At 66.9% G+C, this 17,992-nt stretch carries 13 protein-coding genes; 10 read left to right on the forward strand and 3 right to left on the reverse strand.

Features of this window, described 5'->3' with window-relative positions:
- From BA190_RS32775 to BA190_RS32785, 3 genes are all read right to left on the reverse strand, one after another.
- On the reverse strand, positions 1-3,940 hold a 3,940-nt coding region (locus BA190_RS32775), incomplete at its 3' end, for a beta strand repeat-containing protein (protein WP_371260452.1).
- Between the two features lie 596 nt (positions 3,941-4,536).
- Positions 4,537-6,630 (reverse strand): CHASE2 domain-containing protein, encoded by a 2,094-nt coding sequence (locus tag BA190_RS32780; protein ID WP_162275271.1) that lies wholly within the window; start codon positions 6,628-6,630, stop codon positions 4,537-4,539.
- On the reverse strand, positions 6,623-7,366 hold the full coding sequence (locus BA190_RS32785) for a Crp/Fnr family transcriptional regulator (protein WP_082980208.1): 744 nt from the start codon (positions 7,364-7,366) through the stop codon (positions 6,623-6,625). The genes BA190_RS32780 and BA190_RS32785 overlap by 8 nt, the downstream gene beginning before the upstream one ends.
- Before the next feature lie 159 nt (positions 7,367-7,525).
- Here BA190_RS32785 and BA190_RS32790 point away from each other — a divergent pair, with 159 nt between their 5' ends.
- The 10 genes from BA190_RS32790 to BA190_RS32835 form a co-directional block, all read left to right on the forward strand.
- Positions 7,526-8,296: a ComF family protein gene (locus tag BA190_RS32790; RefSeq protein WP_068298579.1), complete on the forward strand. Its 771-nt coding sequence runs from the start codon at positions 7,526-7,528 to the stop codon at positions 8,294-8,296.
- 19 nt (positions 8,297-8,315) lie between these two features.
- Positions 8,316-9,419, forward strand: a complete 1,104-nt coding sequence (locus BA190_RS32795) for a DUF1963 domain-containing protein (protein ID WP_068298582.1) — start codon at positions 8,316-8,318, stop codon at positions 9,417-9,419.
- Positions 9,420-9,545: 126 nt separating this feature from the next.
- Complete coding sequence (gene grxC, locus BA190_RS32800) at positions 9,546-9,803, forward strand: glutaredoxin 3 (protein WP_068298587.1); 258 nt, start codon at positions 9,546-9,548, stop codon at positions 9,801-9,803.
- Between the two features lie 22 nt (positions 9,804-9,825).
- The gene (locus tag BA190_RS32805; RefSeq protein ID WP_068298594.1) at positions 9,826-10,668 is read left to right on the forward strand and encodes a carbon-nitrogen hydrolase family protein; all 843 of its coding nucleotides are present in this window, start codon (positions 9,826-9,828) and stop codon (positions 10,666-10,668) included.
- Positions 10,665-11,135, forward strand: a complete 471-nt coding sequence (locus BA190_RS32810; RefSeq protein ID WP_068298598.1) for a DUF1178 family protein — start codon at positions 10,665-10,667, stop codon at positions 11,133-11,135. The genes BA190_RS32805 and BA190_RS32810 overlap by 4 nt, the downstream gene beginning before the upstream one ends.
- 315 nt (positions 11,136-11,450) lie before the next feature.
- Positions 11,451-12,125 carry a response regulator transcription factor gene (locus tag BA190_RS32815; RefSeq protein WP_068298601.1) on the forward strand — a complete coding sequence of 225 codons (675 nt, stop codon included), beginning with the start codon at positions 11,451-11,453 and terminating at the stop codon, positions 12,123-12,125.
- Positions 12,112-14,610: an extracellular solute-binding protein gene (locus tag BA190_RS32820; protein WP_068298606.1), complete on the forward strand. Its 2,499-nt coding sequence runs from the start codon at positions 12,112-12,114 to the stop codon at positions 14,608-14,610. Before BA190_RS32815 ends, BA190_RS32820 begins: the two co-directional genes overlap by 14 nt.
- 185 nt (positions 14,611-14,795) lie before the next feature.
- Complete coding sequence (locus BA190_RS32825; protein ID WP_068298617.1) at positions 14,796-15,755, forward strand: tripartite tricarboxylate transporter substrate binding protein; 960 nt, start codon at positions 14,796-14,798, stop codon at positions 15,753-15,755.
- Positions 15,752-16,267 carry a tripartite tricarboxylate transporter TctB family protein gene (locus BA190_RS32830; RefSeq protein ID WP_082980210.1) on the forward strand — a complete coding sequence of 172 codons (516 nt, stop codon included), beginning with the start codon at positions 15,752-15,754 and terminating at the stop codon, positions 16,265-16,267. Before BA190_RS32825 ends, BA190_RS32830 begins: the two co-directional genes overlap by 4 nt.
- 303 nt (positions 16,268-16,570) lie before the next feature.
- A partial coding sequence (locus BA190_RS32835) for a tripartite tricarboxylate transporter permease (RefSeq protein ID WP_068298608.1) occupies positions 16,571-17,992 on the forward strand: 1,422 nt, incomplete at its 3' end.

Consider the following 17,992-nt stretch of genomic DNA (forward strand, 5'->3'; position numbering starts at 1 on the left):
CGGTGGTGGCCTTGTAGCTGCCGTCGGCGACATTGCCCGTACCGGCACCGTTGAGGATGTCGCCATTGCTGGTGACGCTGACCGCCGACGCGGTACCGCCGCTGCCGCCGCTACGGCCGACCGCGACCGACAGGCCGGCCGATCCGCCGAGGCTCGCGGCAATGCTGGAGCCGCCATTGCCACCACCACCGCCGATCGACTGGGCGAGCACACCGGCCGCATTGGCACCTGTGACCTGGACGGCCCCCTGATTGGTCAGATCGACGCCGCCGCCATTGCCGCCATCACCGCCGGTGCCGCCGACGGCAACACCGATCGAAATGCTGCTGGAGAGCGAAGCCGACCCCGAGAAGCCGCCATTGCCGCCGCCACCGCCGATCGACTGGGCGACGAGGCCATTGGAGGCATCGCCCTTGGTGACGACAGGACCAGTGCTCTTCACCGTCACGAGGGCGGCATCGGCCCCCGCGCCGCCACTGCCACCGATGGCGACGGAAGCCGCCCCGACGCCGCCGACATTGAAGGAACCGGAGAGGCCGAAGCCGCCATTGCCACCGCCGCCGCCGATCGATTGCGCCAGCACGGCGTCGGAGCGGTCACCCTCGGTCTGGATCGCGCCATTGCTGGTGACGGAAACCGTGCCGGCATTGTTGCCCGCACCGCCCTTGCCGCCCAGCGACACTGCCGCCGATCCGGAAACGCCGACGAGGGGGGCACTGCCGCTCAGGGTGGCGGCAAAGCCGCCATTGCCGCCGCCGCCGCCGATCGACTGGGCGAGCACACCGGCCGAATTGTCGCCCTTGGTCAGGATGTTGTGGTTCTGGTCGACCAGGACGCCCCCGCCGCTGCCGCCACTGCCGCCGCCACCGCCGAGGGAAATCCCAGCGGAAACGCCGCCCGAAAGCGCAAGCGCGCCGGCAAAGCCGCCATTGCCGCCGCCGCCGCCGATCGACTGGGCTAGGATGCCGGCCGAATTGTTCCCGTCGGTCTCGAGCGTTGCCGTGTTGCCTGTGGCGCCCGCCGGCTTGTAGGCCTTGACCGTTACGGCGCCGCCATTGCCGCCACCACCGGCCGTGCCGCCGAGGCCGACATTGACGTTGCCGGCCACCGAGAGCTGGCCAGCCACGGTGGAGCCGCCATTGCCGCCGCCGCCGCCGACCGATTGCGCCAGGATGGCGGACGAATTGTCCTCCTTGGTGAACAGGTTGCCGGTCGAGGTCACCGATACGATATCGCCATGCCCGGCCTGCGCGCCGCTGCCGCCGAGCGTGACCGAAGCGCCGACGCCGCTGATCCCGGCACCGACAGCGAGGCCGCCATTGCCGCCACCGCCGCCGATCGACTGCGCCAGGATGGCGGATGAGTTCTTGCCGCCGGTGGCGATGTCGCCATTGCTGTCGACAGTGACGCTCTTGCCCGAGCCGCCCTTCTCGCCAGTACCGCCGAGGCCGACATTGGCGCTGGCCAGGCCGAGGCCGGCGGCAACCGACACGCCGCCATTGCCGCCGCCGCCGCCGACCGACTGGGCCAGGATGCCGCTGGCATTGTCGCCCGCCGTGGTGATCACCGAGAGATTGGAGACATTGACCGTACCGGCATCACCGCCCTTGCCGCCGCCGCCACCGAGCGCGATCGAAGCCTGGACCAGCCCTGCCGAGCCGGCCACCGCCAGGCCGCCATTGCCGCCGCCGCCGCCCACCGACTGGGCGAAGATGCCCGTCGAGCCGCTGCCATGCGTCTGGATGCTGCCCTTGGTATCGACCTGGACGTTGCCGGCGCCGCCGCCATCGCCGCCACTGCCGCCCAGGGCGACGCTGGCGCTGATCACCCCGCCATTGGCGCTGATGCCGAAACCGCCATTGCCGCCGCCGCCGCCCACCGACTGGGCGAAGATGCCGGCCGAGCGGTCGCCCCAGGTGATGATCGAGGCACTGCTGGCCTGGGCAGGATCGACATTGTCACGCAGGACGCTGACATTCGCGCCCGTGCCGCCGACACCGCCCTTGCCACCCAGGGCCACCGTAATGCCGGTGCCCACGGCAAGCGCATTGCCGCCATTGCCGCCGCCGCCGCCGACCGACTGGGCAAAGATGGCCGCCGAATCCGTCACGGCGCTGGGATTGTTCTTGGCATTGACGCCGGTTTCGATGGATCCGGCGCTGGTGACCGTGACGGCTCCGCCATTGCCGCCCGAACCGCCCTGGCCGCCTACGGTGAAGAGGCCGCCGGAGGAGCCGCCATTGCCGCCGCCGCCGCCGACCGATTGGGCGAAGATGCCCTGCGAGAAGGACTGGTAGGTGGTGATCGAGCCGCCTGCCGCGTTGGTGACGCTGACCGTTCCGGCATTGCTGGTGGTCGAGCCCTTGCCGCCGATCGCCACGAGCCCGCCGGAAGAACCGCCGTCGCCGCCGCCGCCGCCGATCGACTGGGCGAAGATACCGGTCGAATTGAAGCCCTTGGTGGTGATGCTGCCGCCATTGACGGCAGTGACGTTGCCGCCCGCGCCACCGGCTGCACCATCGGCGCCGAGCACGACGAGGCCGCCGCCGGCGGACCCCGAACCGCCGCCACCGCCGATCGACTGGGCCAGGATGCCGAAGGAGTGGGTGCCGTTGGTGGTGACATCGCCGAAATTGCGGGCATCGACGGTGCCGGCGTCGCCACCCGTGCCGCCCTGGCCGCCAATCGCGCCGAGACCGCCGGCGCTGCCGCTGCTGCCGCCGCTGCCGCCGATGGATTGCGCGAGCAGGCCATGGGAATTGGCGCCGTTGGTGACGATGGTCAGATCTTCCAGCGCCGTGACGGAGGCCGAGCCGCCGCGGCCTGCACCCGACGCATCGCCGCTGGAGGCGACGATGCCGCCGGCGCTGCCGCCGGCGCCGCCCTTGCCGCCCTGGCTGATGGCCGCCAGGCCACCGGAATTGTCGCCATAGGTGGTGATCGTACCTTCGCCCGCCGTCACGCTCGCCGCGCCGGCGCCGCCGCCCTTGCCACCTTCGCCGCCGCTGCCGACCACCGTATAGGAACCGCCACCATGGCCGCCGCTGCCGCCGATCGACTGCGCCACCACGCCATAGCCATTGGTGACCGTGATATCGCCCTTGCTGGTCACGGTGGCGCTGCCACCGGCACCGCCGCTGCCGCCACGCGCTCCGCCGCCGCCGAGGTAATAGTCGCCGCCATCGCCACCGTCGCCGCCCCGGCTGATGGCGATGACTCCGGGCTGTCCCGAGGTTGTCAGCGTCTGGCCGGTGCCGGCATAGTTCAAGTTGAGGCCGCCACCCGTAAGGCTGCCACCGGCGGCGCCCGGCTTGATGGTCATGGTTCCGGCATCGCCATTGGTGCCGAGGGAGATGGTGATGGAGCCATCAGCCTCGTTGGGCGTGATGGTGGCGGGAATATCGACGCTGGTCGTATCGTAGCCGCCGCCGCTTTTGGGGGTCTGGGTCTGCTTGGTATAGAGCGTGCTCGATCCCGCCTTCGGCGTCAGCGTGATGATGGAACCGTCGCTGTAGTTGATGACGGCAACGCCCGTGGTCTGGTTGAAGCTCTGGCCCGTGACGGTCGGCGCACTGCCGCCGCCCGAACCGCCGCCGCCGCCCGACGCCGGCGGCACGAACAGGGCACCGTCGTGGCCGTTGCCGCCATCCCCGCCGTTCTGCTGAAGCAGGACCTGCCCGTTCACGGGCCCAGTCAGGCTGTTGACGTTCAGCGTGGTGGGACCGGCATTAAGCTGCACGCCGGTGGGCAGGCTGCCCGTGCAGGTCTGGATCGACCCGCTCGTCGAGCAATCGGCCAAGGCTGGGACCGCCATGGCGATCGACAGCAAGGAGGCGCCGAGCAAGCCGCCTCCGAGATTGGCGCTCAATCGCGATAGTGCCGGGCGGGAAACAAGGTTCTGCTTGGCAACGCAACTCTGGTCACGACGATGGCACGTCATCTGGAATCCCCACCCGCTCAGGCATCGGCAGGGATCTGCGGCATGCTGATACCGCCTAGCAGCGACGCAGGACGTCGATGCCGGCTGATGGTTCCAACAAGTTGAGACAACGGACCCCGCCGCGGGGATACTGCCTCCACCCCACGCCAAACCCGGCACGTCTTACCCCCCGGTAAGGCCGAATCGACGCAGGCTTGGATTTTTAGTCCCCGCAGCCGAAAGCTATCTCAACAAACCTTACCATTCCATACGACGTTTGCCGTATTTTTTGGTTTTTACTTGACGTTTCACGATCAAGTCACGACTAGACAATTTAGATTTTATATTGTATAGATATATACTTACCAAAATGAATGATCTTTATAAAACAATGATATCAAAATCATCTATACATCGCACTCCAATGCACTGAAATAATACAACAGGATTATTTGATACAACGCGAAACAAGATTGTCTTTCATGCCTTGTTTTTAAATTCAAACAAAACAAATAATAGACATCGGGGAAAGTAGATCCCGCTCATCTCGAAAAACACATGTTCTGGTATTTTATTACTCCACACTGACCAGGCCAGCGGCGGCGCTTCACCCGATCTCAGGCGAGCGTCTTGACCCAGTAGGCCACTGCCGGATCCCCGGGCCAGGTCTCGGCAAGAGCCTGGAACAGGCTCCGCGCCTCGGCCGGATTCGAGGCCATCCTGTCGAAGGCCGCCATATAGGCCTGGCGGCGCTCGGGAGTGGCATCGTCGGGCCAGGGGCTGAAGACGGCCGTCTGCGCCGTACGCCCCCGCAGCACGACATTGCCGAGGGGCCGCAGCCTCTCCGGCTCGCCGATGGCGGCGGCCGCGCGGGCGCCCAGACAGACAGTGGTGCCGAACTGCTTGTTCAGCGCCTCCAGGCGCGCCGCCGAGTTCACCGCGTCGCCATGGGCCGTATAATCGAGATGACCGAGACCGCCGACATCGCCCACGATCACCGGCCCGGTATCGAGGCCGATGCGGGTGCGGCCGAAGCCGAGGCGCCTGGCATCCTCGCGCTGGCGGAACTCCGTGGTGAAGCGGCCGATCTCGATGGCGCAGTCCAGCGCTGCCTTGGCATGTCCCTCGACCGTCAGCGGCGCATTGAACAGGCCATGTACGGCATCGCCGACGATCTTGTCGACCATGCCGCCATGGCGGATGACGATGGCACAGACCCCGTCGAAATAGGCGTCGAGCGCGCCGACCAGCGTACGCGGCTCGGCGTTCTCGGACATGGTGGTAAAACCTTCGATATCCGAGAACAGCGCCGAGACTTCGCGCAGTTCGCCCTCGATCTTCAATTCCTCCGGGGCGGCGGTGAGCCGGCGCACGATCTCCGGGGAGAGATAGCGTCCGAACTTGCGCTCGATCGCCCCACGCAGCTTGCGGGTGTGGGCAAACATCACCACCAGGGCCGAATTGGCGGCGGCGATGGCCGGGATCAGCGGGCCGGCGGGGTCGATCAGCAACCGCGTGCTGGCGAACAGGCCAGCGCTGAAGCCGATCCAGCCTAGCATCAGCATCGCCAGCACCGAGCTCGCCGCCAGAGGGCCGAGCCATAGCGCGGCCGCCAGCGCCACGAGGCCGAGGGCGGAAGCGGCGAGGGGTTCAAGCACCCGAGGGTTGCGGATGCGGCGGGGAATGTCCCCTGAACGCAGGCCTTCGATGGCCTCGGCCTGAACCTGCACGGTCGGCGTGATCGGCCCCACCGATGTAGCAAGGAATGCTCCGCCTTCGGGCGCACTGGTACCCACCAGCACGATGCGACCGGCAAGGCGTTCGGCCGGCACCTTGCCCTCGAACACATCGATGGCAGAGACAGTACGCGCGCCCCAGGTTGCAGGCGAAGACAGATGCAATCGCATGGCAGCCCCCTCGTCGAGAGGAATACGACGATCACCGACAGAGACGCCGGTACCGTTTTCCTCGAGGACAAAGGCGGAGGCTTGCTGAGAATTGCGAAACACCTCCATTGCAAAGCCGGCGAAGATCTCTCCGCCGCCGAGAACGAAAGCGGGGGCTTGGCGCACTTTCGTGCCCGTGCCGGCCGAAAAAGACAGCGCTCCCACCGCCGCGGCACCATCGCTCAGTCCGGCGAAGGGTGCATCGACACCGCTGGCCACCTGGACCGGCCGCAATTGTTGCCGTGCGGATCCCATCTGGAGGATCGGGCTTGGAAAAGGCACGGTGTCCTTGCCGGCCTCATCGAGCAGCAATCCCAGTACCACCTCGGAACCATCAATGACCTCGGCAAGGCGCTTGGTACCGTCGGGTAATCCCTCAGCAGTCTTTTCGAGATCCGTTCGCCCCGTTGTCCTAGCGAGTTCGCTCAGGATCAAGGCGGGTGAGCGACGATCCGGACCGGAGAACAGAATATCAATCCCGATCACTTCAGGATTGGACTGTTTCAGCTTGGCGATGAGATCGGCGTGCCATTCCCGGCTCCAAGGCCAGCCACCACCCTTGGCCGACAAGGTCCGGCGATCGATGTCGACCACCACCACGCCATCGGGCAAACGCTTGGGCGGGATCACGCTCTCTAGAAAGTCGAAAGCCTCTTCACGCAACGTATTGGCGGCCCCGCCTGGATTGTAGACGAGAAAATAAAGACCGAGGATGAAGGCCGTCAGCCCGGTGGCAATTGCGGGCTTGAAGGCCAGATCAGCCACGCGCCGCGTCCTGGCCGGCGCCGGCATGCGCCTCGCCGGGGACCGTCTCCGCCTGCGCCAGTTGGGTGAGCGCGGCAACATGGCAATGCACGATGGCGCCGCGCCGTTCGATCGCACCCCGTTCCTCGAAAGCGGCGAGCAGCCGGTTGACCTTGGGCCGGCTGGCACCGACGAAGCTGGCGATGGCGCTTTGCGAGATCGTCAGCGGCGCACTGCGGGCGCCGTCGGCGCGGGTGCGCCCGTACCGCTTGACATGCCAGAGAAGGAAGCGGGCCAGCCGGGCCTCGAGCGGATAGAGCGCGATCGATTCGAGCTGGTCGGTGGTGTCGCGCAGCCGGGCGCACAGCACCTGCAGGATCGGCATCTGCAGCGCCGGGCGGGTGGCGAGCAGCCGTACGAAGGAGGCCTGCGCGATGAACCCGGCAACCACCGGGCCGACCGCGGTGGCATCCGCGGTGCGCCGGCCGCTATCCAGCACCGCGATCTCGCCGATCACGTCTCCCGGCCCGGCTTCACGCAGAATCAGCTCGCGCCCCTCGACGGAAACGATGGAAAGGCGGATCGTACCCTGGAGCACGATCAGCATGCCCTCGCCGGGCGCTCCCCGCGAGAAGATCGATTCGCCGTCGCGAAAGCGTTGTTCGATGGCAAGATTCGCAACCGCGTCGATATCCTCCGGGCTTGCGCCGGCAAACAGATCGAGGCGGGCAATGGCAGTGCGAAGCGGGACGGACATTGACGCAAATATTCCAGTCTCAAACGTAAATATGGCGGGTATAATGGCGATGTCGGGCTCGCTCGGCAAATTAAGCCCCAATGCCTTCTCATATTACCGGTGGAACTTCCACTGCAATGTCCTGATGACAGGCTCGGTAATCTTTGCCACTTTGCCGCCATGTCCGTCCCCGCCATAGCCCCCTCCTCGCTGCCGCGCCTGCTCCTGCAGGGGGGAAGCCGGCTGGCGGACATCATCCTGCCGCCGCGCTGCCTGAGCTGCCGGGAAACCACGGCCAGCCACGCCAATCTGTGCGTGGCCTGCTGGCAGCAACTGTCCCTGATCGAGCGGCCCTATTGCGAGAGACTGGGCATTCCCTTCGTCTACGACCATGGCGAGGGCATGGTTTCGGCCCAGGCGATCGCCGATCCGCCCGCCTATGGCCGCGCCAGGGCTGCGGCCCGCTATGAAGGCGCCGCCATCGAGCTGGTGCATCGGCTCAAATATGGCGACCGCGTCGAGATCGCGCCCTTCATGGGCCGGCTAATGGTCCAGGCTGGACAGGACGTGCTGGCCGACGCCGACATGCTGGTACCGATACCGCTGCATCGCCTGCGGCTGTGGCGGCGGCGCTTCAACCAGGCCGCCTTGCTGGCGCGCGAGATCGGCAATCGCAGCGGGGTGATCCATGAGCCGCTGCTGCTCGGCCGCTCCAGGCGCACGGCCCATCAGGTCGGCCTCAGCCGCAAGGAACGGGCCCGCAACGTGCAGGGTGCCTTCGTGGTTCCGCCAGGCGCCAGGCCGGCGATCAAGGGCAAGCGCATCGTGCTGATCGACGATGTGCTGACCTCCGGCGCCACGGGCGAAGCAGCGGCGCGCACCCTGCTGCGGGCCGGCGCCGCCAATGTCGACATGCTGGTGTTCGCCCGGGTGGCGACGCCGATCGAGTAACCGAACGGGACTGCCTAATTTGGATCCGATAGACCAATCGCTCCCTCTCGCCTGGCCAGACAGCCGTGAGGCCCTGCAGAGTTCTCTGACCGAAGCCGGCCTCGCCCCCGAAAGCGTCGCCCGGCTCGTCGAGCAGGCCCGCCCGGCGCTGGTGCTGGAAACCACGCCTTGCGAGGAAAGTCGGATTCCGCTCGGCGCCAGCAAGATCGGCGGCCTGCCCGATTTGCCCGACACCATGACCTGGCCGGAACGTCCGCCCTATGGCGATGCGGCCGAACGCACCCAGACCCATCTCACCGAGGCCGATCGCCTGGCCAGCGAAGCCACGCGGCCAGGCTCATGGCTGACGCCGGAGCATGCCCGGGAGGCCAGCCGCGAGCAGAGTGACCTCGCCAGGGCCGTGACAGCGGTGTTTCCCCTCGCCTTCATCGCCCAGCTCGATCTGGCTGCGCTGTCGCTGACCCCGGGCTTTCCCGCGGCACTGCCTCATCACGGCCGCCTGCTGCTGTTCTGCGACTATTGGGTGAAGCCGAAATCCTACGATCCCCATGCCGCGACCGGGCTGCGCCTGATCTGGGACAAGACCCCGATCGAGCGCCTGGAACGCAAGGCCGAACCCGCCGCTCTGGCGGCCCTGGCGCAGGAACGCTGGAGCAGCCGCTTCAAGCCGGCGGCCGTGACGGCGCGCCCCGTCGTCACCGCCATCCCGCCGAGCGACAAGGGATTCGACGCCTTCCCGCATGGCGAGGAGGCGTCCACCTTCTGGGACGAGGACAGCGAGGAGATCCACTACGAAACCTGGCTCGGCCGCTACGGCACGCCGGACGGCAAGGGCTGCGCCAACCACCAGCTCGGCGGCTGGCCGCGCCCGCTGCAGAACGGCATGCAGGCCCAGGCACAGCTGGCCTCGCACGGCATTTTCTGCGGCACGGGCGAGGCCTATGCCAGCGCGGAGGCTCGCAGGCTGCTGCGCTCGGCGGATCGCTGGCGCCTGCTGCTGCAGATCGGCCGGGACGACGCCCTCGGCCTGCTGCCCTCCGGCGCGCTCTACATCCTCATGCGCGAGCACGACATGCGTATCCGCGCCTTCGACCGGGCCTGGATGGTCTTCCAGAAGCCGTGAGCCGCCGCCTGTGGCTCCGGGACGCCCCTTCTTGTCGGCCTGCGGCAACTGCCTATAATACCGATTGATTTTGGTTCTTCGCCTTCCCATCTGTGGGCGAGGTCGTTTGTGGATGGAATGAAGGCAATGCCGCCCGTCGTCGTGTATTCGAAATCCTGGTGCCCCTATTGCAAGGCGGCCAAGGCGCTGCTCACCCGCAAGGGCATTCCCTTCGAGGAGATCGACGTCGACGGCAAGCCCGAGCTGCAGGAGGCCATGAGCCTGCGCGCCAACGGACGGCGCACGGTGCCGCAGATCTTCATCGGGGACACCCATGTCGGCGGCAGCGACGATCTACACGATCTCGACGCCGCCGGCGGCCTCGACAAACTCATCGCAGCCTGAAGCTATCCAGGGAGACGGATCCATGCGTTTCAAAGCCGCCGTTCTGCAGATGCGCTCGGGTCTGGTGCCATCGGACAATGTCGCCACCGTCGCCGCCGCCGCCCGCGAGGCCAAGGCCGCCGGAGCGGAATATCTGCAGACGCCCGAGATGACCACCGTGGTCAATCGCGACCGGGCTGCCATGATGGCGGCCATCGGCGACGAGCAGTCCAATCCCGAGCTCGACGCCTTCCGTTCGATCGCGCGCGACAACGGCCTGCATCTCCATATCGGCTCCATGGCCGTGCGCGTCGGCGACAAGGCCGCCAACCGCGCCTTCGTCATCGATCCCAAGGGCGAGGTGCTCGCCTCCTATGACAAGATCCATCTGTTCGACGTCGATCTTGCCGGCGGCGAATCCTGGCGCGAGTCCAATGCCTATGTCGGCGGCGACCATGCCGTGGCGGTCGACCTGCCCTTTGCGCGCCTCGGCCTGGCCATCTGCTACGATGTGCGCTTTCCCCAGCTCTTCCGCGCCTATGGCGACGCCAGCGCCGATGTGATCAGCGCGCCGGCCTGCTTCACCAAGCAGACGGGCGAAGCCCATTGGCATGTGCTGCAGCGCGCCCGCGCCATCGAGAACGGCGCCTGGATGATCTCGGCCGCCCAGGTCGGGCATCATGACGACGGTCGCGATACCTATGGCCATTCCGTCATCATCGACCCCTGGGGCAGGGTGGTCGCCGATGCCGGCGACACGCTCGGCCTGATCTATGGGGAGATCGACGTCCATGCCGTGGCGGCAACGCGCGGCAAGATTCCCAATCTCAAGAATGCGCGCTCGTTCACGGTGAAGACGGAACCGGCGCTGAGGGCTGCAGAGTGATTCGCTTTTCCCTCGTCTGCGACCAGGGGCACGAGTTCGAAAGCTGGTTTCGCGACAGTGCCGCCTATGACGACCAGGCCGAGCGCGGCCTGCTGAGCTGCGCCCATTGTGCTTCCACCAAGATCGGCAAGGCCATCATGGCGCCGCAGGTGGCGCGCAAGGATCGCGAAAATCGAGACGGCGAAAATGGAGTTCGTGAAAACCTGCCGGCCTTGCCGCAGCCGGTGGCCCTGACCTCTCCGGACGAACAGGCCTTGCGCGCCAAGGTGCGCGAGCTGCATGCCATGCTGACGGCGAAATCCGACTATGTCGGCGACAAATTCGCCGCCGAAGCGCGCAAGATGCATGAAGGCGAGAGCGAGCATCGCACCATTCACGGCGAGGCGACCGGCGAGGACGTCCGCACCCTGCTCGAAGACGGCATCGACATCCTGCCCCTGCCCATGCTGCCCGACGACCGGAACTAGCACTGGGGGGTCTTCCGACCAGCCTAGCTCAAAACTCGCAACGGAACCAAGAAAAGCACCACCTTTGTCATGCCCGGGTTTGTCCCGGGCATCCAGCTGCCGCAATCCATGGAGATTGTGACCCCTGGATCACCCGGGCAAGCCCGGTGATGACAAAGGTCGAAGTTCCCGTGACTTTTTCGACCAGACTCTTCAGACCAGCCTGGAAAGGCAGCGCCTGCGGATAGGTCCGGTGGGTCCGAAGCCTTGCCCCCAATCCCACCTTCCCTATCCGCACGCTCGGCCCTACAGTTCCCGCAACGAAAGGGAGGTCGATTGCGTATCCTGCTGGTCGAGGACGCCGAGGATCTGGGCGATGCCATGGTGGCGAGGCTACGCAGCTCCGGCCATGCCGTGGAGTGGCTGCGCGATGGCGTGCTCGCCTCCGAGCGCCTGCGCGAGGAAACCTTCGACGCCGTGGTGCTCGACGTGATGCTGCCGGGCCGCGATGGCTTTGCCATCCTGGCCGATCTGCGCCGGGCCGGCCACGGCACGCCGGTGCTGGTGGTCACCGCCCGTTCCGAGGTGGACGACAAGATCAGCCTGCTCGACCTCGGCGCCGACGACTATCTGGTCAAGCCCTTCGACTTGCGCGAATTCGAGGCAAGGCTGCGTGCCGTGATGCGCCGGCCGGCCGGCATGCGTGCCAGCACCATCGAGATCGAGGCCCTGACGATCGACCTCGCGGCACGCACGGTCGCGGTCCAGGGCAAGCCCGTCGATTGCGGCCGGCGCGAGTTCCGCCTGCTCGAAATCCTCGTCGCCAAGCTCGGCCAGGTGGCACCGAAGGAACGGCTGATGGACCAGGTGTTCAGCCTCGACGACGAGGTCTCCATCAACGCCCTGGAACTGCTGGTCTCGCGGCTGCGCCGCAAGCTGCAGGGTGCCGGCATCGAGATCGTGACGATGCGCGGCGCGGGCTATATGGCGCGGCGGCATGACGGCGCCTGATGCCCTTCCCCGCGCCACTGCCTCGATCCGCCGCCGCGTGCTGGCAGCCGCCCTCATCGTGCTTGCCCTCGCAGCGCTCGTCTTCATCGTTTTCATCCATTCCTATGCCCGCCGCGCCGCCGACGAGGCCTATGACCGGTTGCTCACCGCCTCCGCCCTCACCATCGCCGGGGCCGTGCTGGTCGAGGAAGGGCGCGTCACCGTCGAACTGCCCTACGCCGCCCTCGCCATGCTCGGCTCGGGTGGTGACCGCATTTATTATCAGGTCGAAGCGCCCGACGGTGCCCTCGTCACCGGTTATGGCGACCTCGCCGAGGATCTGCCGGCCGTGCGCTCGGCCGAAACCGTCTTTGCCGATTCGAGCTTTCACGACGAGCCCGTGCGGGTCGCCAGCATCGGCCGCCTGATCTCGGCGAGCAACGCCGCCGGCTGGGTGACCATCCGCGTCGCCGAGACGCGCGGCGCACGCACCGCTCTGGCTTCGGAAATTGCCTCGCGGGCCGTGCTGCCGCTGATCGGCGTCCTCCTGCTCGCCCTGGCCCTGGTCTGGTTCGGCGTGCAGCGGGCTTTCGCGCCACTCACCACGGTGGAAGCGGCGTTGCGCGATCGGGCCCCGCAGGATCTATCGCCTCTCGCCGTGCCGGTTCCCGTCGAGGTCAGCCAACTCGTCGCCGCCCTCAACGACTTCATGCGTCGCCTTGCCAGCGTGATGAACGCCCTGTCGGGCGTGGTCGCCGATGCAGCCCATCAGGTGCGCACCCCGCTCGCCTCCCTGCGTGCCCAGGCCGAAGTGGCCCTGGACGAGCGCGACTACCAGGCCCTGCACGAGCGCGTGGCCAAGATCCACCGCAATGCCGTGCATGCCAGCGAACTCGTAAGCCAGCTCCTGATGGAAGCGACGCTGACCCATCGGCTCGAGAGCCGCGAATCCGCCCTCATTGCCATCACCGACCTCGTCGAGGACGTCGCACGCCGTTTCGACCCCGATGAGGCCGGGCGCCTCACCGTGACCATCGCCCCCATCCTGGCCAGCGCCCGCCTCAAAGGCGATCGCCTCGCCTTGCAGGAGATGTTGCGCAATCTCGCGGGCAATGCCCTGCTCTACGCCCCCGGCAGTCAGGTGGAAATCGTGGCTGAGCCGGCGGGGGAGGGACGCATGCTCATCAAAGTGTGCGACCGCGGCCCGGGCATTCCCGATGCGGAGAAGGAGACCGTGCTCCAGCGCTTCCAGCGCGGACATGCCGGCACCGGCATCGTCGGTTCCGGGCTCGGCCTGCCGATCGCCCGCACCGTGGCGCAAGCCCATGGCGGCAGCCTGTCCCTGCAGGATCGCACCGGCGGCGGGCTGGAGGTTCGGCTCGAACTGCCGCTGGCGCCGGAGCCCACGAGAGGGCGCGTAGCCCTCAAGCGTGGTGCCGCGGCCATCGCTCTGGCCCTCGGGATCGCTGTCGCAGGTGGCTGGATCGATACCGCCCGAGCCGCTCCCAAGCTCTATCCGGCACCGGTAGCGGGCGGACCGACGCTCTCGATCCTCGGCACCACCGATACCCCGCAATTCGAATTGCTGATCCACGACTTCCAGGAACTGCATCCCGACGTCAGCGTCACCTATGAGGAAACCGATACGCTGCCGCTCTATCAGCGCACACAGGAAAAGCGGCTGGATGCCGACGTCGATCTCCTGGTTTCCTCGGCCGCCGACCTGCAGGTCAAGCTCGCCAATGACGGCCACGCCCTCGCCCATGCTTCGCCTTTGCTGCCGGCCCTTCCTGCCTGGGCGAGCTGGCGCTCGGAGATTTTCGGCTTCACCTTCGAGCCGATCGTCATCGTCTATAATCGCGCGCTTGTGCCCGACGCACAGGCTCCGCATTCCCACCTCGCTCTCACCGAACTCCTGGAACAGGAAACCGATCGCTTCCGCGGCAAGGTGGCGACCTACGATATCGGCAAGAGTGGAGTCGGCCATCTGCTGGCGGCGCAGGATGCGCAGATATCCTCGAACTTCTGGCGCCTGACCCGCGCTCTCGGTCGGGCCGACGTCAAGCTTTCCGGCTCCAGCCCGGCCATCCTGGAGGGTATCGCCTCCGGTTCCCTGGCGCTGGGCTACAATGTGCTCGGCTCCTACGCCTATGCCCGCCAGCGCCTCGACAAGCGCATCGGCATCGTCATTCCCGACGATTATGCCCTCATTCTCACCCGCGTGATGCTGGTGCCGCGCTGGGCCAACCAGCCCGATCTCGGCCGCAGCTTCATCGACTATGCCCTCTCCCGCCGGGGCCAGGCGGTTGTGGCGGGCCAGGCGGCACTGGGCTCGATCGTGCCAGGCACGCCGGGCGGCTGGACAGCCGAGCGCATCAGCGCCGCCTCACGCGGTGTGCTGCAGCCGATTACACTCGGCCCAGCCTTGCTGGTGGCACTGGACCAAGAGCGCAAGGCCCGCTTCCTGGCGACCTGGCGCCAACTCGTCACCGACGGCTCGCGCTGACAGGTCGCTGACAGGAATAATTGCTATCGTGCCTGCAACCGGACCTAGCAAGGTCCGGAACAAGACGTAGGGTGCTGGGGGAACGGCTGCCGTGGAGCGGCCTCAAGGTGCATGTCCCTTCCTCCTTTCCCTACCCGCACGATCGCAAGCGTTCGGCCACGAATGCTCTGCTCAGGGAGGAAATGATGAAGAGACTCTTGCTTGCCTGCGCCACCGCAGGCGCCCTGGCTTTTTCCAGCCTCGCTGCCCTCGCCCAGACGGCGGGCTACGAGATCATGGCCCCGGCCGCGCCGGGCGGCGGCTGGGACCAGACTGCCCGCACCATGCAGACGGCACTGCGCACCGAAAAGATCGCCCGCAACGTGCAGGTCAACAATGTCGCCGGTGCCGGCGGCACCATCGGCCTCGCCCAGTTCGTCAACCAGGCCAAGGGCAGTCCCTCCGCACTGATCGTCGGCGGCTATGTCATGGTCGGCGCCATCCTCACCAACAATTCCGCCGTCAGCCTGGCCGACGTCACGCCGATCGCCCGCCTCACCGGTGAGAGCGAAGCCATCGTCGTGCCGGCCTCCTCGCCGATCAAGACGCTGGGTGACCTGGTCGAGGCCCTCAAGAAGGATCCGGGCGCGGTCTCCTGGGCTGGCGGCTCGGCCGGCGGCACCGACCACATCACCGCGGGCCTGTTCGCCAAGGCCGTGGGTGTCGATCCCTCCAAGATCAACTATGTCGCCTTTGCCGGCGGCGGCGAGGCCGTTGCGGCCGTGCTCAGCGAGCAGGTGACGGCCGGCATTTCCGGCTATGGCGAGTTCGAGAGCCAGATCAAGGGCGGCGCGCTGCGCCTTCTGGCGGTGTCCGGCGCCAAGCGCATCGAGGGCGTCGATGCCCCCACCTTCAAGGAAGCCGGCGTCGACGTTGCCCTGGAGAATTGGCGCATGGTCGCCGCCGCGCCCGGTATCACGCCCGAGCAGAAGGCTGCCATCACCGCCGACATCGAGAAAATGGTGAAGTCGAAGACCTGGCAGGACACGCTCAAGAAGCGCGGCTGGACCGATACCTATCTGTCCGGTGACGCCTTCGATGCCGCCTTGAAGAGCGACATCGCAGCCACCGGCACGGTGCTCAAAGACATCGGCCTGGTCAAATGAGCAGCGTGGGGGGCAAGACGGAGCCCGGGCGTCCGCCCGGCTCCACCGTCGCCGGGCTGGTGATCGCAGCCGGCCTGGTGATCCTCGCCGCCGTCATCGGCATCGATGCGGCCATGCTCAACACCAAGGTTGCCAGCGATCCGCTCGGGCCGGCCGCCTTCCCCTATGCCGTTGCGGCGGGACTGCTCGTCCTCGCGGTCGCCACTGTGATATCCGCCCTGCGCGGCAAGACGCCGACGCCGGAAGAGAGCCAGGATTTCACGGCGGTCGGCTGGGTGATCGCCGGCCTGCTGGCGCAGATCCTGCTCATCGCCGTCAATGCCGGCTTTTCGCTCGCCAGCGGCCTGCTGTTCGGACTGGCCGCCCGCGGCTTCGGCAAGCCGCTCTGGCTGGCCTGCCTCGTCGGCGTGGTGCTCTCCTTCCTGACCTGGCTGGCCTTCTCGCAGCTCCTGCAATTGTCGCTGCCGCAGGGACCGCTGGAACATGCCGTCTCCGCGCTCCTGAACGATTGAGACGCTCATCGGCTGCAGTCGCGCATCCTTTGATTCTTGTTGAAGTCCAGCCGCCCCTCACCCTTACCCTCTCCCCGTAAGGACGGGGCGAGGGAGGCGCGGGCGTTGCACCAATCCTCCAGCCTCTCATCTCGCCCGACGGTTGGGCGAGATAGGGCCATTTCGTATGAAGCGCGCGGCAGAAGCCTCCCTCGCCCCGTCCTTACGGGGAGAGGGTAAGGGTGAGGGGCAGCGGCACCTTGCGATAGGGGGTTTAAGCAACTCCCTACCGGTTTTTCTGAAAAACGCTCATAGGACCCTTCGATGCAGACATTCGGTCATCTGGTCGACGGATTGGCGGTCGCCCTGCAACCGTTCAACCTCATCTGCGCCTTCATCGGCGTCACGCTGGGCACGCTGATCGGCGTGCTGCCCGGCATTGGCCCGGCGCTGACCATCGCCCTGCTCCTGCCGGTGACCTTCCAGCTCGACCCTTCGGGCACCGGCGCACTCATCATGTTCGCCGGCATCTATTACGGCGGCATGTATGGCGGCTCGACCACCTCGATCCTGCTCAATACGCCGGGCGAAAGCTCCTCGATGGTCACGGCCGTCGAGGGCAACAAGATGGCCAAGGCCGGCCGCGGTGGCCCCGCCTTGGCGACGGCCGCCATCGGCTCCTTCGTTGCCGGCCTCTTGGCGACGCTGGCCCTGGCCTTCATCGCGCCCTGGGTGGTCAAGTTTGCGCTGTCCTTCAAGTTCATCGATAAATTCGCGCTGATGGTGCTCGCCTTCGTCACGGTGTCGGCGGCTTTCGGCAACTCGGCCCTCAGGGGCCTGACCTCGCTGTTCATCGGCCTCGTCATCGGCCTGATCGGCAAGGACATCGTCAGCGGCCAGAACGGGCGCCTGACCATGGGCCTTGTCGATCTGCGCGGCGGCATCGAGGTCACCATCCTCGCCGTCGCCCTGTTCGCCATCGGCGAAGCGCTGGCCGTCGCGGCCACCCATCAGCTCAGCACCGGCACAATAGAGGCGATCAAGGGCTCGATCTGGATGGGTCGCGAGGATTGGCGGCGTTCCTGGAAGCCCTGGCTGCGCGGCACTTTGTTCGGTTTCCCGATCGGGGCGATGCCGGCGGGCGGTGCGGAGATCGGCACCTTCCTCTCCTATGCCGCGGAGAAGCGCCTGGCCGAAAAACCCGAAGAGTTCGGCCACGGTGCCATCGAAGGGGTCGCCGGGCCGGAAGCGGCCAACAACGCCTCGGCCGCCGGCACGCTGGTGCCGCTGCTCACGCTCGGCCTGCCGACCTCGGCGACCGCCGCCGTCATGCTTGCCGGCTTCCAGCAATTCGGCCTGCAGCCCGGCGCCCAGCTCTTCACCTCCAATCCCGAGCTGGTCTGGGGCCTGATCGCCAGCCTGCTGGTCGCCAATTTCATGCTGCTGGCACTGAACCTGCCGCTGGTCGGCCTGTGGGTGAAGCTGCTCACCATTCCGCGTCCCTGGCTCTATGCCGGCATCCTGCTGTTCGCCACGCTCGGCACGCTGGCGTCCAATCCCTCGCCGGCCCAGCTCGCCATGCTGCTCGCCTTCGGCCTGATGGGCTACGGCCTCAGGCTCTACGACTATCCGATCGCGCCGGTGGTGGTGGGGCTGATCCTGGGGCCGCTCGCCGAAGAGCAACTTCGCAAGGCGCTCCAGCTGCACCAGGGCTTCTTCAGCTCGGTACCGGCGGGGGTCCTTTTT

Origin of the sequence: Labrys sp. WJW, assembly GCF_001676615.1 — a bacterium.
Taxonomy (GTDB): domain Bacteria; phylum Pseudomonadota; class Alphaproteobacteria; order Rhizobiales; family Labraceae; genus Labrys; species Labrys sedimenti.

Coding starts and splice junctions, on each gene's coding strand:
- BA190_RS32820 (WP_068298606.1), top strand. CDS start 12,112: ATGACGGCGCCTGATGCCCTTCCCCGCGCCACTGCCTCGATCCGCCGC.
- BA190_RS32805 (WP_068298594.1), top strand. CDS start 9,826: ATGCGTTTCAAAGCCGCCGTTCTGCAGATGCGCTCGGGTCTGGTGCCA.
- BA190_RS32785 (WP_082980208.1), bottom strand. CDS start 7,366: ATGTCCGTCCCGCTTCGCACTGCCATTGCCCGCCTCGATCTGTTTGCC.
- BA190_RS32830 (WP_082980210.1), top strand. CDS start 15,752: ATGAGCAGCGTGGGGGGCAAGACGGAGCCCGGGCGTCCGCCCGGCTCC.
- BA190_RS32825 (WP_068298617.1), top strand. CDS start 14,796: ATGAAGAGACTCTTGCTTGCCTGCGCCACCGCAGGCGCCCTGGCTTTT.
- BA190_RS32790 (WP_068298579.1), top strand. CDS start 7,526: ATGTCCGTCCCCGCCATAGCCCCCTCCTCGCTGCCGCGCCTGCTCCTG.
- grxC (WP_068298587.1), top strand. CDS start 9,546: ATGCCGCCCGTCGTCGTGTATTCGAAATCCTGGTGCCCCTATTGCAAG.